The sequence below is a fragment of the Pandoraea soli genome (genome assembly GCF_902459595.1).
GTDB classification, from domain to species: domain Bacteria; phylum Pseudomonadota; class Gammaproteobacteria; order Burkholderiales; family Burkholderiaceae; genus Pandoraea; species Pandoraea cepalis.
In genome coordinates this window covers 802880-816761 of record NZ_CABPSG010000001.1, presented here as the reverse complement: position 1 = coordinate 816761, position 13882 = coordinate 802880, and the positions used below count along the sequence as shown (strand labels likewise).

Genomic DNA, 13882 nt, shown 5'->3' with positions numbered 1-13882 from the left:
GTAGCCCAATAGCACCACGGCTGTGCGCCAGAAGCATCACACGCCCTGCCGGAACAGCCCATTGAGCGTGGCGCCGCTGGCGGCGCCGTCGAACCCGTCGAAGCGCCCTTGGGCGAGCGCCTGCGCGGCGTGCATGAAGCCTCCCCATGCCGCGCGAGCCAGTGCACCGCCCACGCTCACGCGCCGCACGCCAAGTTCGGCAAGCGCCTGCAATGTCATCGGCGACGTCGCGCCAATCAGCACGTTCACCGGTTTGGGCGCCACGGCCGTGACGACGGCGCGGATTTGCTCGACCGATTGAATGCCCGGTGCGTAGAGGCAGTCGGCACCGGCCTCTGCATAGGCTTGGAGGCGCGCAATGGTGTCGTCGAGATCGGGCACGCCCGCGAAGAAATTCTCCGCACGGCCAATGAGGAAGGTGTCGCCGCCGGTCTCGTCGATCGCTTGGCGAGCGGCTTTCATGCGGGCGACGGCTTCGTCGAGCGGGAAGAGCGGCGCGTTGACGTCGCCCGTCGAGTCTTCGATGGACAAGCCGGCCACGCCGGTTGCCACGGCCATCTTGACGCTGTGTGCGACTTCTTCGGGCGTGCTGCCGAAGCCGCTTTCGAAGTCGGCATTGACGGGCAGATCGGTGGCGTCGACGAGTGTGCGCAAATGCGCGAGTACGGTGTCGCGTGTCACGCCATTGTCGGGTTGCCCGGTTGACCAGGCGAAGCCCGAGCTGGTCGAGGCAATCGCCTTGAAGCCCGCGTGCTCGAGATATCTCGCGCTGCCTGCGTCCCAGGGATTCGGGATGACAAAGCAACCGGCGCGGTGGAGTTCGCGAAAGGCGACGCGTTTTTCGACGGTGCTACGTGGCATGGTGTGTCTCCTAGGGGGGGCGCAGCTCCGCTCAGGCTGCGCACGGAAGCCCGATCATCGCGGTTTTGCGCCGGCCTCGCAAGGCAGCCCCGAGGCGATCCAAGGCGTAATATCGACCGTCGGATGTTTTTTATTTCATGCACCCGCGTGCGGCGTGTAATCCCGTGTAACACGTTTTTCGGGGGAACTTCAGGAATAAGCGCGATTCCATTGGCGTTATGTAATCATCCTCTTCTGTATTTTCAGGATCACCGACGTGAATTCTCAGCCTCCCTCCGCGGCGTCCGCTTCTGCCCCCCCGCGCGGCGTGGCCTTGCACGACGACGCCAAGTACACCCGTGTGGCGATGGTGTTGCACTGGGCGGTCGCCTTGCTGATGCTCGGCAACATCGCGATCGGCCAGACGATTGCCTTGCTGTCCGACGCCACGCTCGAAAAAATCGACGTTCGCTTCTGGATCGATCTGCACAAGTCCATCGGCATCACCGTGCTGGGGCTCGCGATTCTGCGCGTGCTGTGGCGCGCGACACATCGTCCGCCCGCGCTCTCGCAAGTGTTTGCATCATGGGAGCGCACGGCGGCGCATCTCGCGCATTGGCTGCTTTATGTCCTGATCGTTGTACTGCCACTCACGGGCTGGGCGCACGATTCGGCGTGGGTCGCCGCCTCGACCCATCCGCTGGTGCTGTTCGGCATCGTGCCGTTCCCGCGCATGGGTTTTCTGATGGCGATGAGCGATGCGAGCAAGGACTACTGGCACACCTTGCTGGGTAACGTCCATACCTACTGTGCTTATGTCTTGTACGTGCTGCTGGCATTGCACATTGGCGGGGCGCTCAAACACCAGTGGATCGACCGCCACCCGGTGCTTGGCCGGATGCTGCCGTGAGCGCGGAAACAACGGGGAAGGCGTCGCGGCTCGAAGTGGCCCGGGAGCTTCATTCACCGCGCTTCACGCGACCGCCGACGCCGTTGGCCAGTTGGTTGGTGCATACGGGCGTGGCGGCGCTGTGGTGTCTTTTGTTCGCGCAGGCATTCTTTCTCAAGGGCGTGTTCGCGTGGGGCACCGGCGTCGCCTACGTGGCGTACGACACGGTATTGCTCGCATTCGTATTCTGGCAAGCGTGGCGTCTGATGCGCCCAGACCCCGACGAGACGTCCCCTGAGGCAGGTCATGATGCAGCCGCCGTTCGATTGACGCTCGGCGTGGTGGTCGCGGCGCACAACGAGGCGGCGGCCTTGCCGGTCACGTTGCGCGCGCTGATGGCGGGGCGACGGGTGCCGGACGCCATTGTCATCGCCGACGACGGCTCGCGCGATGGCACGTTCGCTTTGCTCACGGGCGAGTATGGGCTCACCGACCCCGGCGAAGGCGGGCTGAGCGCACCGAGTGCGTGCTATCCGAATCTGCAATGGCTGCGCGTGCCGCACGGAGGCAAGGCGCGCGCGCTCAATGCGGCGCTCGTGGATATCGATACGGATATCGTGATGACGGTCGACGCCGACACGTTGCTCGATGCCGAGGCGTGCGCCGCGATGCACGCCGCGTTCGCACGTCGACCCAGGCTCGTGGCCGCGACTGGCGTGCTCTCGCCGGTGTGCGGCCGGACGGCGAGCGCGCGCGTGTTGCAGCTTTTCCAGACGTACGAGTACATCCGAAACTTCATCTCGCGGTTTGCCTGGATGCACGCCGACGGCCTGCTGCTGATTTCGGGCGCGTTCGCGTGTTTCCGGCGCGAGGCGGTACTGGCCGTTGGCGGATTCGATCCGGCTTGTCTTGTCGAGGACTACGAACTGATCCATCGCCTGCGTCGCTATTCGGTCACGCATGGGCTTGCATGGGAGGTGCGCGTGGTGGGCGGTGCGCAAGCGATCACCGATGCGCCGAGCACGCTCACGAGCTTCCTGCGTCAGCGTCGCCGCTGGTTTGCGGGGTTTCTCCAGACGCAATACTGGTATCGCGATATGGTCGGCAACGGCCGCTATGGCAATCTCGGACGCTGGATGCTGCCGGTAAAGGCATTCGATACGCTCCAGCCGATCTACGGGCTTACCGCGTTCGCGCTGCTCGTCTCGTTCGCCTTCGACGGTCATGTCGGCGTGCTGCTGCCGGTCTCGGGCATCATCCTCGGCAAGATCGGCATCGATCTCGGCTTTCATCTCTGGTCGGTGCATGCGTACCGGCGCTGGACCGGACACAACACCGGTACAAGCTTCGGATGGGCGCTTGTCGCGGCAGTCCTGGAGCCGTTTTCGTTCCAACTGATGCGGCACACGGGGGCTGCGCTGGGCTGGGGGCATTTCCTGACCGGGCGCCAGCGTTGGGGCGTTCAGGTGCGACGCGGTATCCTGTCGGGCGAGCGCGGGACGGGGGTGTCCCGCGACGAATGATTTTCCGGCAGTGTTTTCTTCAAATGATTCGATTTTCAACGTGGTGGGTGATGGGATGCGCGCTCAGCGGCCTGTTAAGCGTGGCCGGGTGTAGTGTCCCCGAGCGCAAGCCGTCCGGTCCTGACTACGCCGCGCTGGGGGGCGCGGCCGAGGTGCGCGGCGACTGGGACGATGCGCGCCGGGCCTTCGGGCAGGCGGTGCTCGTGGCGGACCAGTCGGGCTGGCCGGCGTCGCATCGCGCGGCCATGCACTTCGACTATGGGCGAGCGCTGGGGGTGACCTGCTACTACCCCGAAGCCGAACGCGAGCTTAGCCTTGCGTACGATCTCGACATCCTCACCGGGCACTATCGGTATCCGGCGTTGATCGAGTTGGCGAGACTATCGCTGGTTCAGCGGCAGTACGCGGCGTCGGTGAAGTATTTCGGCCGGGCGCTGGGGGCGCTCGATCGCATGGAGGCGGCTCGCAAGGTGCCGTTCGCCTATGCCGAGGTGCTCGATGACTACGCGCTGGCCCTGGGGGGCGCGGGCGACGCCGACGCCGCCACACACATCATCGATCTCGCTGCGAAGGTGCGCGCCGGCCTGGACGATGCCGTGCGTGCGCAGGCGACATCGCGCACCCCGTACGGGAAGCACTGCGGGCAACTGGCGGCGGGGGCACGATGAACCCGATGCGCGTTTCCCTGGAAAGCGCGGGCGACTTCGACGACATCATCGACGTTCGCACGCCGCTCGAATTTGCCGACGACCACATTCCCGGGGCGATCAACGCGCCGGTGCTCAGCAATGAAGAGCGCGTCATCGTCGGTACGATGTACAAGCAGGTATCGCCATTCGACGCCTCGCGCGTGGGGGCCGCCATGGTCGCGCGCAACATCGCCGCCCATCTCGATACGACGTTCGCCGACCGGCCGCGCAATTGGCGGCCGCTCATCTATTGTTGGCGGGGCGGCAAGCGATCCGAGTCGATGACCCTCATCATGAACATGATCGGCTGGCGTGCGCGCCAGCTCGACGGCGGGTACAAGGCGTACCGGCGCGACGTTGTGGCGTCGCTCGGCACGCTGCCTTCGACGCTCGAATACATCGTGCTGGCCGGACACACGGGCAGCGGCAAGACCCGTCTGCTGCACGCACTGGCCGGCGCGGGTGCCCAAACGCTCGATCTCGAAGCGCTGGCGAAGCATCGCGGGTCGCTGCTTGGGGCAATGCCGGGCGTCACGCAGCCGTCGCAGAAATCGTTCGATACCTCGTTGATCGGTGCGTTGCGCGGGCTCGATCCGACGCGGCCCGTGTTCGTCGAAGCGGAGAGCCGCCGGATCGGACTGATCACGCTGCCCGAGTCGTTGATGTCGTCGCTGCGCGGGGCCACGATGTGTGTCGAGGTTCGCGTGGCGCTCGAAGCGCGGGTCGACCTGTTGATGCAGGAGTACGGTCATTTGCTGGCGCGGCCGGAAGATTTTCGCACGCAGCTTCTCCGGCTGGTGCCGCTGCATGGACGGGCGGTCATCGACCAATGGCTGACGTTGCTCGACGAGGGGCGGCAACGCGAACTCTCGGAGGTGCTCATTACCCGGCACTACGATCCGGCGTATTCGCGAAGCTCGCGCAAGATGTTGCAGGGGGTGCGCAACGCCATCCCGTTTCCGTTTCATCCGACGGCGCAAGATCTGGGCGCACAGGCGCGGGCATTGCTTACGCAGTGCGGAATGGCTTGACCCCATCGTGGGTGGCTGGCTTGACGTCGCCTATTCGACTTCCCCGCTGTCGGTGTCGCTGATCTGCGCGTCTCGCTCGTGAGACATGGCGGCTGCGGCGAGTGCCGTCGCGGTGGCTGGGGCCGCGTCCTTGCGCTCGCTATACCGGTCCGTGAGGTATTCGGTGCGATCCCTGACCAGAAGGGTGAACTTGTACAGTTCTTCCATCACGTCGACGACCCGATCATAGTAGGACGACGGCTTCATGCGGCCCGTCGTATCGAATTCCTGATAAGCCTTGGCAACCGAGGACTGGTTAGGGATCGTCACCATGCGCATCCACCGGCCGAGTATGCGCAGCGCGTTGACCGCGTTGAAGGATTGCGAGCCGCCGCAGACCTGCATCACGGCGAGCGTGCGCCCTGTGTTGGCCGAAGGCTCCCGATCTCCAGCGGTAGCCAGTCGATCTGATTCTTGAAGACGGCGCTCAGCCACGCGGCAAACACATGCCGCACGAAGATCCACCCCAGCAGCGACATCGAGAATGGCTTGACGAGCCAGTTCACGAACAGCGTGACGCCGATGCCTCGCCAATGGCCGGCGACCTGACCCATCGCGCTGAAGTCGATCTTGATCAGCATCGGGATGATCATCACCCAGATGAGCAGCCCCACGGGCAGGTTGACCTGCGCGACCTCCATGCCACCGATGGTGCGGAAAAGGCCGGGTAGCCATTGACCGAGCAAGATGCCCGCGATGATGCATAGCGCGACCCAGGCGGTCAGATACCGCTCGAAGAAGCTGATACTCGGGGTTTGCAGCGCGGGCGCGGCTTTGGGTGAGGCACTCATTGGTTGGACTCCGCAACGACGTTGCAGGACGAGACGGGCGTGCAGGGGACACCGCCACAGCAGTTCTGCGTGAGGTAGCCGAGCAGCGCGTTCATGGTTTCAAAGTGCGCCATGTAGATGATCGAGCGACCTTCCTGGCGGCTGGCGAGTAGCTTGGCGCGATGCAGTTCCTTGAGGTGGAACGACAGCGACGAGGCGGGCATGTCCAAGAGTTCCGCGATGCGCCCGGCCGGCAGGCCCTCGGGTCCGGCCTGCATCAGAAGGCGGAACACCGCCAGACGAACGGCATGGGCGAGCGCGGCAAGCGCTTCGAGCGCGGTATTGGTTTCCATATTTCGAATTAAATGGAAATATGGAATTAATGCAAATCCTTTTAGCTGTCCGGTCGCGTGCAACATCTTCGTCCACGGTCGAATAGACTCGGGAGACATCGGTGGCGCAAACGGCTGCCGAATGTGGCAGCCGTCGCACACGAACGGGCGTCCGCGATTACTTGATCTGCGTCAGCAGTGCGGGCATGCCGAATGCCACCAGCCTCGCATGGCTTCGATCGAAGAAACCTTCCCAGAAGGTGTGAAGGGCCTCGAGCGCCTGCGGCGTCCGGTAGTTGAGCGTCCCTTTGCCGCCGCGGGGCAACTCGGGGACGATGCCTGCGCCCATCACATAGACGTCGGCACCGGCAAAGTCTGCCTGCACATTTGCCTTTTCGACCTTGCGAGCCTCCTCAACGGGGTTAATCTGGCGCATCCGATCCTTGGCATAGAAGCTGGTGATCGAGGAGTTCTCCAGCATGTCGGACACGACCAGCACGGTTTTTCTCGCCCCGGTCGCCTCATCGCGAATCGCGTTTGATACGGCGGCCAGACTGCTGAGCACATCGGATTTGGCCAGGGTGTCGGTGCTACCCGCGAGCGCTTCACCAACCGCCTTTGCGGCGAGCTTGGTGCCATAAGCCCACTGTGACTTCAAACAAGCGTCGAGTGCCTTGAGTTTGCCCACGGCCGTGGCGTTGCGCACCGATGCGTCCACCAGCGGCGGTTCGAGGGTACCGCCGCCCAGCGGCTGAAGATATCTCCCCTGCGAAAACGCAGAGAAACTGAAGATCCGAAAGCGCGTGCCGGGAACGACGAGTGGTTGCAACTGCCGACCCAACGACTGGGTGAGCGCTGCATCGAGCACGGTCGTCTGGTCGATCACGACGAACAGCTCGCGCTTGACCGAATGCGCCGGCAGCGGGAGTTGGTTGGCCGAGTAGCAACTGGGAATCTCGCCAGACTGCGCGTGCGCTTGGCTCATCAGGGCGAGCAGACTCAAGCTCGCCACGCATCCGATTAGACGCAAAGCAGAAGTTAGCATGCCGGCGTCCTCAAAGCAGGTTGTCGAGTTCGGCACGTTCGGCGGCGGCCTTCTCGCTAGCCTTGGCTTCGCGTTCGGCGCGCTCAGCCGCTTCCTTGGCGGCTTTTCGCTCACCCAATCGAAGCGTCAGCTCGGCGCGCACGTCGTCCGGCTGACGCTGGATCAACGCAATCGCTTCGTCGCGACGCGATGCGGCCGCTAACTGGTCGATCTGCAATAGCAGGTCGTCTATCGACGCTTGCGGGGTGATGACGATGCTGTCTACGACGCCTGCGACGTCTTGCTTGGGCGCATTGCCGCGGCGGCCTTTCTGTTCGAAGGCCACCAGATAGTCGTCAAATGTATGGCGAAGTTTCAGGCCTTCGTTGGCGCTGCGTTCGCTCATCTTCTGCTGGAGTGCTTGGAGCTTCGACTGCGCGACCTGAATCATCGGCGTGAAGAATGCCTGATAGTCGTCGTAGGTCGAGAAGCCGCGCGTGCCCTTGAATGCCGCCTTGCTCTCCCGGCCAGCGAAACCCCAGCGATAGCCCGCAGTGATGCCCACGAGTTGGGTCACCGCGAAGATGAAGGCGAGCATCAGGAACGCCGCCATGCCTTCGTCTTTGTACGCAGCATGCCCGTCGGCGGCGGCTTTGGCGTCGGCCTTGGCCTGGCCTTCCACGATCTCGGCGGGCAGGCTTCGCCCCAACTTTTCAAACGGATTGCTGCCCGCGCTCTCGGTCGCCGGCTCCATCAAGGCCGTTTGTGCAGTGCGTTCGGCATCGAGATGTTTGACGCGCATGTAGGTCGAAATAAAGGAGACCACCACGATGATGACGACGGCGGCAGCGACCAGCACATAGCTGCTCTTGGGGCCGACCCGATTCACGCATTGGGTGTATTCCGGTTCGTCGTCATCAATGTGCTGCAGATCGTTCAGCTTGATGGACTTGCTGACGAACTTGCCTTCCTGTCCTGTGGCGCGCCAGTCGTTGTTGGCGCTGCGAACCAGATTGCTCTTGTAGAGCTGATGTCCGGCGCTGTGCATGACGAAAACGAAAATCACGCACAAGACGAAGACGATGGCCCACATGAGCATCTGCCGGGCATTCTCGCTGCCACCCTCGCCAGCCATCCAAGTGCCGAGCATGTAAGAGAAGCCGAGGCCTTCCGCAAGCACCAGGATGAAAAGCAATCCCATCATCCACGCCGGAGTCGGCGTGCGGCCGAGGTCGTGTGCTTTGGACAGATAGGTCAGTCGCTTCTCGAATTCCGCCTCGGGCGTGTAGTGGATGAATTGTTTGTAGGCGTCGCACAGCGTGCGCTCAGACAAGGTCCACGTTTGATCCTTGCTATATCGCGTGGAGTCCTTGGACAGCCGGGCGATCTTGCCGACAACGGGCAAGCCGTACCAGAAGTTCATCAGCATGAAGTCGATCTGGAACTTCCGGCTGAGATAAAGCGCCAGCACGATGACCAGTGAGATGGCGCTGTAGATTGTCGCCAGATTGTTGTTAGCCCATTGAAGCATGTTTTCCCCAGGAGTTGATGTTTGGTCGACTTTCTTCTTATTTGGTGCGAACCATCGTCGGATTGAATGCCGCCGAATAGCCGACACCATCGCGGTCATATCGCAGCCAGGAGCCGGTGGCGCGATCAGGCGTGCGATTGGCGATGACGATGTCGAGACACTGCACGTCTTCCGTGTTGACAAAGACGCGATACAGAATTGCCTTGTCGCCTCGGTACGTGTTGACGTCGGACACTACGCGCAAGTCGGGCTTTGCGTGACTCGCGCCTGCGGCGTTGCGATAGACGAAGACGGTGGGCTTGCGCGCGGGGGCGCCGCCGTCCCGCAAGACCGCGACACCCGTCAACGCAACGAGGTTGCCGTTGACGGTGTCCGTCCAGCTCGTGTTGTACAGGCCGGGCATGTACTCTGCCGTATCGATGGGCCGGTCGTTGCGCAGCGACTTGACGGCGTTCGACGCACGTGGGCGGTCGCGATCACAGCGGGCAATAGGAGCTGCAGCCATCGCCGGCTTGATGAACGAGAAACCCGACGGCGCGTCGAGCTTGCCCAGTTCGAAACCAGCATGCGTGTCGCTCGTTGGGTTTCCACCGAAATTCCAGTGAGCGCGAGACACTTTCGCAAGCTGTCCCGCACTGACTGAGGCAACTGCGGCGGTGTTGCTGGCCGAGGTTGTCGTCGCCGATGCCGGTGCGGTCGGTGCGACCTTCGCTGTGCTTGCTGCGTCGGCGCGATGGGCGAAGGGCTGCGCTGCTTCCGAGGCCATTTTGGCCCCTGCTTTCGCCCTAGGGGCGTGTGCGCTGTGCGGTGAGGGCGACGGCGAGCCGGTGCCAGAGCGCGCAGTTGCGGGACTCGTAGACGTCTGCTTTTCTCGGTAGAAGGCAATATTTGGCTGCCGTGCCGCGAGGTAACGTTCGAAAGTCGCCTGGTCGATCAGATCGACAATCTCCACGCGGCGGTTGCGAGCGCGGCCGGCTTCGTCGTGATTGTCGGCGATCGGGAGCGTTTCGCCTGCCCCTTGGTAAAACAGTTGCGAATCCGGAATGCCGGCAGCCTTGAATACGTCGGCAACCGCTCGGGCGCGCTTCTCCGAGAGATCGGCGTTGACCGCCGAGCTGCCGGTGTCGTCGGTGTGCCCGATGAGCAGGATGCGTTTGGTCTTGAGCGCTTCGACTGCCGCGCGATCTTCCGCTGAGCTTTTGGCCGTCAGGGTGGCCGCCTGCGCGGCGTAGGCATATTGGCTTGCGATCTCGGCGAAGTAGGCGCGCGCTTCGGGCTGCAACGTGCTGGATCCGCTGGCGAACTGACCGCGCCCCTGGGTTTCCTGATCGACGAGCGAGACCGACAGTCCTGCGTCCTTGCCACCTGTCGCGCTGGCTTGCGCCGAGTTGTCGTGCAATGTGACGACGGTCATCTCGAGATTGTGCGCTTTGGCAACTTTTGCCAATTCGCAGCGTCGACGGTCGATGTCGGCGCCGATCAGGGCGCCCACGCCAGCCCCAAGCCCTGCACCGATTAGGGTGCCGACAGTGCGGCTCTTCGGCGCAACCACGTTGCCGAGAATGGCACCCGCGATGGTGCCAACCGCCACGCCGATGTTGCGGGCATTGTTCGCACACGGATCGTCACTGGCAAATGTCTCTTTCAAGTACCCGCCCGGGGTGCCGGGCGTAGTAGCGCAGCCGGTGACAAAAACGGTGGAGGCAAGCGCCAGAGCGGTAAGGTGATTATGAGAGGGTATTCTGCAATGCGAAGTAACTGCAACGTCTCGGGTCGTGGTCATTGTCTGATCTGTCAATATCGCGCCACTGAATTCGACGGCACCCCTCGGATATTGGGGATGTTTGCGTATTCAGGCCCAACCGTGGTTTACGGCTGAGAAACGCAATTCTTAACAGATAAACGCATCGGCCTACTGAATTCGAGAGGGTATGTCGACCGACAAACCGCACATGCCTGTCACCCCTCAATCGCCGAACGCTTCGATCATGCGCTGTTTCGTGAACTCGACGAAGGCCTTCGCGAGTTGCGAGGGCGGGTGCTGGTTCGACGTGACCAGCGAGAAGCCCGACACGACCGATGGCTCGAACGGTTTGACGATGACGCGTCCCGCCGCGTAACGGGCCGTCACCTGGTCGATGATCGACACGCCCGCGCCGTGCTGCACAAGCACGCAAATCGCCGCGGACAGTTGCGACTCCGCGCTCATCACCCGATCGATCCGTCGCTCGGCAAAGATCTGGTCGATATACATCCGCCCATCGAACTCCTTCGGGTACGACACGAACGATTCGCCGCGCAAATCCTCAGGATGGATCACGTCGCGATCCGCGAGTCGATGTCCGTGCGGCAGGATGCAACGCATGGGGGCGCGGTGCAGCGTTTCAATGTTCACGCCGGCATGCGTGATCGGGTGCGCGATGAACCCGACATCGCAACGCCGCCCGACCACCATATCGATAACGATGCTCGACGCGTGAATCAGCAACGTCGTGCTGATGCCCGGATGCTCGCGCATGAACCCCGTCATCGTGGTGGGCAGGAACTCCAGCGCGAGCGCGGGAGCGCCGGCGACATGCAGCGATCCGCGCCGCAACGACTTGATCTGCTCGGCCGTCTGCGCAATACGATCGATGCCCGCAAACGAGCGCTCAACCTCCTCGAACAGCACCATCGCTTCGGGCGTCGGGTTCAGTCGGCCGTTGCTCCGGTCGAATAAGGAAAACCCTATGTCCGCTTCGAGATCGTTGATCAGACGTGTGACCGCCGGTTGCGAAACGTGAAGCATGTCCGCCGCCCGAGTGACCGTCTGGCGCAGGATCAGCGCGCGAAATGCCTCCAACTGCCGGATCTTCATGGGAACCTCATCCCCCTCACGCCATAACATTTATGTATGGGCGGGCGAAAAAATGTGATTTGACGGTGCTTGCGTCGAAAATGAACCTACGCAAACCACGCAGCAGGTTGTGGGTTTTTTGAAATTGCCGGGCCATAACATCACATAACCCTACTTCACGCAAGGAGCTTATCGATGAAGACTGTCGTTCCCCAAACGCTTCGCAAGCTTGCCCGCGCCGCGGCCATTTCGGTCGGCGTCGCCGGAACGGTTTTCGGCGCCAGCGCTGCCCACGCCGACACCACGTTGTACGTCGGCGCTTACGGTGGCTCGTTTGAACAGATGCTGAAAAAGGACGTCATTCCCGGTTTCGAGCAGGCGAACCCCGGCACGAAGGTGGTGATCGTGCCCGGCGATTCGACGACCAACCTCGCGAAGTTGCAGGCGCAGAAAGGCAAGGCCGGCATGGATGTCGTCTTCCTCGATGACGGCCCCATGTACCAGGCCCTCCAGATGGGCTTTTGCGGCAAGCTCGCCGACGCGCCCGTCTATCACGATCTGTACGACATCGCGAAGTTCAAGGGCGGCAACGCCGTGGCGGCCGGCCTGATCGCCACAGGCATCGCCTACAACACGCGAGTGTTCCAGGCGAAGGGCTGGCCCGCGCCGACGTCGTGGCAGGACCTGTCGGATCCCAAGTACAAGGGCAGGCTCGTGATGCCGAGCATCAAGAACACGTATGGCCTGCACGGGCTGCTGGTCGAATCGAAGATCAACGGCGGCAGCGACAGCAACATCGAACCGGGCTTCCGCGCGATGGAGAAGATCGCACCGAACGTGCTGTCGTTCGATCCGTCTCCGGGCAAGATCGCCGAGCTGTTCCAATCGGATGAGGTCGCCATTGCCGTGTGGGGCAACGGTCGCGTTCAGGCGTTGCGCCAACAGGGCATTCCGGCCGAGTTCGTGTATCCGAAGGAAGGGGCGGTGGCGCTTGCCATGGGCATGTGCGTGGTGGACAAATCCGCCAACGAAGCGCTGGCGCAGAAGTTCGTCCAAATGATTCTCTCGCCGGAAGCCCAGGCCATTCTTGCCGAAAGCGCGGGTGTTGCACCGTCGAACAAGAAGACGCAACTCTCGATGGCGGTGGCTGCACGTGTGCCGTCGCCCGCACAGATCGACAAGCTCATTCGTGTTGACTGGGATGTCGTCAATGCGAAGCGTGCCGAGTGGACGCAGCGCTGGAACCGTCAGATCGAGCGTTAAGTCGCACGGAGAGCCTAAGCGTTATGAGCACCCCATATTTGCGTCTCGAGCAACTCGGCAAGCGCTTCGGTGAGACCGTTGCGGTCGAGGGCGTCGATCTTTCGATTGAACAGGGCGAATTCATCTCCCTGTTGGGCCCGTCCGGCTGCGGCAAGACCACCACGTTGCAGATGATCGCCGGATTCGTCGCCCCGAGCAGCGGCCGTATTCTGCTGGAGGGCCGCGACCTCACGCCGGTGCCGCCGGAAAAGCGCGGACTCGGGATCGTGTTCCAGAGCTATGCGCTGTTCCCCCACATGACCGTGGCGCAGAACGTCGCGTTCGGTCTGGACATGCGCCGCGTGGACCCCGGGCAGAAGCAGCGCCGCGTGCAGGACGCGCTGGAGCTGGTGCATCTCGGCCAGCATGCGCAGCGTTATCCGCGCGAACTCTCAGGCGGCCAGCGTCAGCGTGTGGCGTTGGCCCGGGCGCTGGTGATCGCACCGCCCGTGCTGTTGCTCGACGAACCGCTCTCGAATCTCGACGCCAAGTTGCGCGAGCAGATGCAGGACGAGTTGCGCGCGATTCAACGCAAGGTCGGTACGACCACCGTCATGGTGACGCACGACCAGGCCGAGGCGCTCGCGATCAGCGATCGCGTGGTGTTGCTCAACGCTGGGCGTGTGGTGCGCATCGATACGCCGCACGAAGTCTACGAAGACCCGCGCGCCACGTTCGCCGCGCATTTCATCGGGCAGACCAATCTCATCTCCGGTCAACTCGATGTGCGCGGCGGCGTGGCGGTGCTCGATGCACAAGGGCACCGGCTCGCCGTGTCGCCCGCGCATGCGGGGCAGGCATCGGCGGCGGGGGGTAACGGCCCGGCGACATTCAGTCTGCGGCCCGAACGCATTCGCCTGACGTCGGCGACGGCGGGGCGGCTCGCGGGCCGAGTGGGCCAGCGCAGCTTCCACGGCAACCATTGGGTGCTCACCGTATCGACGGCCCTGGGCGAGCTGCGTGTGCTCGTGTCCAACGATGGCGTGGTGGCGGCCAACGACGGCGAGGCGGTGGGACTCGATTGGGCCGACGATGCCTTGCGTCTCGTGCAGGAGGGCGCATGAATGCTGCGACGT

General features: G+C 63.1%; 12 protein-coding genes and 2 pseudogenes. 6 read left to right on the top strand and 8 right to left on the bottom strand.

The genetic code is table 11. The features are described from left to right. Window positions 1–36: 36 nt before the first annotated feature. Window positions 37–861, bottom strand: a complete 825-nt coding sequence (locus tag PSO31014_RS03510) for an isocitrate lyase/PEP mutase family protein (protein ID WP_150550305.1) — start codon at window positions 859–861, stop codon at window positions 37–39. 346 nt (window positions 862–1207) lie between these two features. Between PSO31014_RS03510 and PSO31014_RS03505 the strand changes: the two genes are divergently transcribed. The 4 genes from PSO31014_RS03505 to mnmH are packed head-to-tail and all read left to right on the top strand — an operon-like array spanning window position 1208 to window position 4972. Next, window positions 1208–1750, top strand: a complete 543-nt coding sequence (locus PSO31014_RS03505; protein ID WP_246176222.1) for a cytochrome b — start codon at window positions 1208–1210, stop codon at window positions 1748–1750. Further along, on the top strand, window positions 1747–3252 hold the full coding sequence (locus PSO31014_RS03500; RefSeq protein ID WP_174976356.1) for a glycosyltransferase family 2 protein: 1506 nt from the start codon (window positions 1747–1749) through the stop codon (window positions 3250–3252). The genes PSO31014_RS03505 and PSO31014_RS03500 overlap by 4 nt, the downstream gene beginning before the upstream one ends. A 23-nt stretch (window positions 3253–3275) precedes the next feature. Further along, entirely contained in the window at window positions 3276–3920 is a 645-nt protein-coding gene (locus tag PSO31014_RS03495; RefSeq protein ID WP_150550304.1) for a tetratricopeptide repeat protein, read from the top strand. Then, a complete protein-coding gene (gene mnmH, locus PSO31014_RS03490; RefSeq protein WP_150550303.1) occupies window positions 3917–4972 on the top strand; it encodes a tRNA 2-selenouridine(34) synthase MnmH in 1056 nt (351 codons plus the stop codon). The genes PSO31014_RS03495 and mnmH overlap by 4 nt, the downstream gene beginning before the upstream one ends. Before the next feature lie 30 nt (window positions 4973–5002). Here mnmH and PSO31014_RS22305 read toward each other — a convergent pair. The 7 genes and pseudogenes from PSO31014_RS22305 to PSO31014_RS03460 form a co-directional block, all read right to left on the bottom strand. Next, a pseudogene (locus tag PSO31014_RS22305) lies at window positions 5003–5442 on the bottom strand (NAD(P)H-dependent oxidoreductase); the annotation flags it as partial. Next, window positions 5434–5802 (bottom strand): annotated as a pseudogene (locus PSO31014_RS22300) (arsenic resistance protein); the annotation flags it as partial. The pseudogenes PSO31014_RS22305 and PSO31014_RS22300, both read right to left, overlap by 9 nt. After that, entirely contained in the window at window positions 5799–6134 is a 336-nt protein-coding gene (locus PSO31014_RS03480) for an ArsR/SmtB family transcription factor (RefSeq protein WP_150550302.1), read from the bottom strand. The pseudogene PSO31014_RS22300 and the gene PSO31014_RS03480, both read right to left, overlap by 4 nt. A gap of 157 nt (window positions 6135–6291) precedes the next feature. Next, entirely contained in the window at window positions 6292–7125 is an 834-nt protein-coding gene (locus PSO31014_RS03475; RefSeq protein ID WP_425494844.1) for a hypothetical protein, read from the bottom strand. A 43-nt stretch (window positions 7126–7168) separates the two neighbouring features. Continuing rightward, on the bottom strand, window positions 7169–8767 hold the full coding sequence (locus PSO31014_RS03470; RefSeq protein WP_246176202.1) for a hypothetical protein: 1599 nt from the start codon (window positions 8765–8767) through the stop codon (window positions 7169–7171). After that, on the bottom strand, window positions 8706–10316 hold the full coding sequence (locus tag PSO31014_RS03465) for an OmpA family protein (RefSeq protein ID WP_174976355.1): 1611 nt from the start codon (window positions 10314–10316) through the stop codon (window positions 8706–8708). The genes PSO31014_RS03470 and PSO31014_RS03465 overlap by 62 nt, the downstream gene beginning before the upstream one ends. 318 nt (window positions 10317–10634) lie before the next feature. Continuing rightward, window positions 10635–11525, bottom strand: a complete 891-nt coding sequence (locus tag PSO31014_RS03460; protein WP_150550299.1) for a LysR substrate-binding domain-containing protein — start codon at window positions 11523–11525, stop codon at window positions 10635–10637. Window positions 11526–11699: 174 nt separating this feature from the next. Between PSO31014_RS03460 and PSO31014_RS03455 the strand changes: the two genes are divergently transcribed. Further along, the gene (locus tag PSO31014_RS03455) at window positions 11700–12767 is read left to right on the top strand and encodes an ABC transporter substrate-binding protein (RefSeq protein WP_150550298.1); all 1068 of its coding nucleotides are present in this window, start codon (window positions 11700–11702) and stop codon (window positions 12765–12767) included. A 23-nt stretch (window positions 12768–12790) separates the two neighbouring features. After that, the gene (locus PSO31014_RS03450) at window positions 12791–13870 is read left to right on the top strand and encodes an ABC transporter ATP-binding protein (protein WP_150550297.1); all 1080 of its coding nucleotides are present in this window, start codon (window positions 12791–12793) and stop codon (window positions 13868–13870) included. The last annotated feature ends 12 nt before the right edge of the window (window positions 13871–13882 follow it).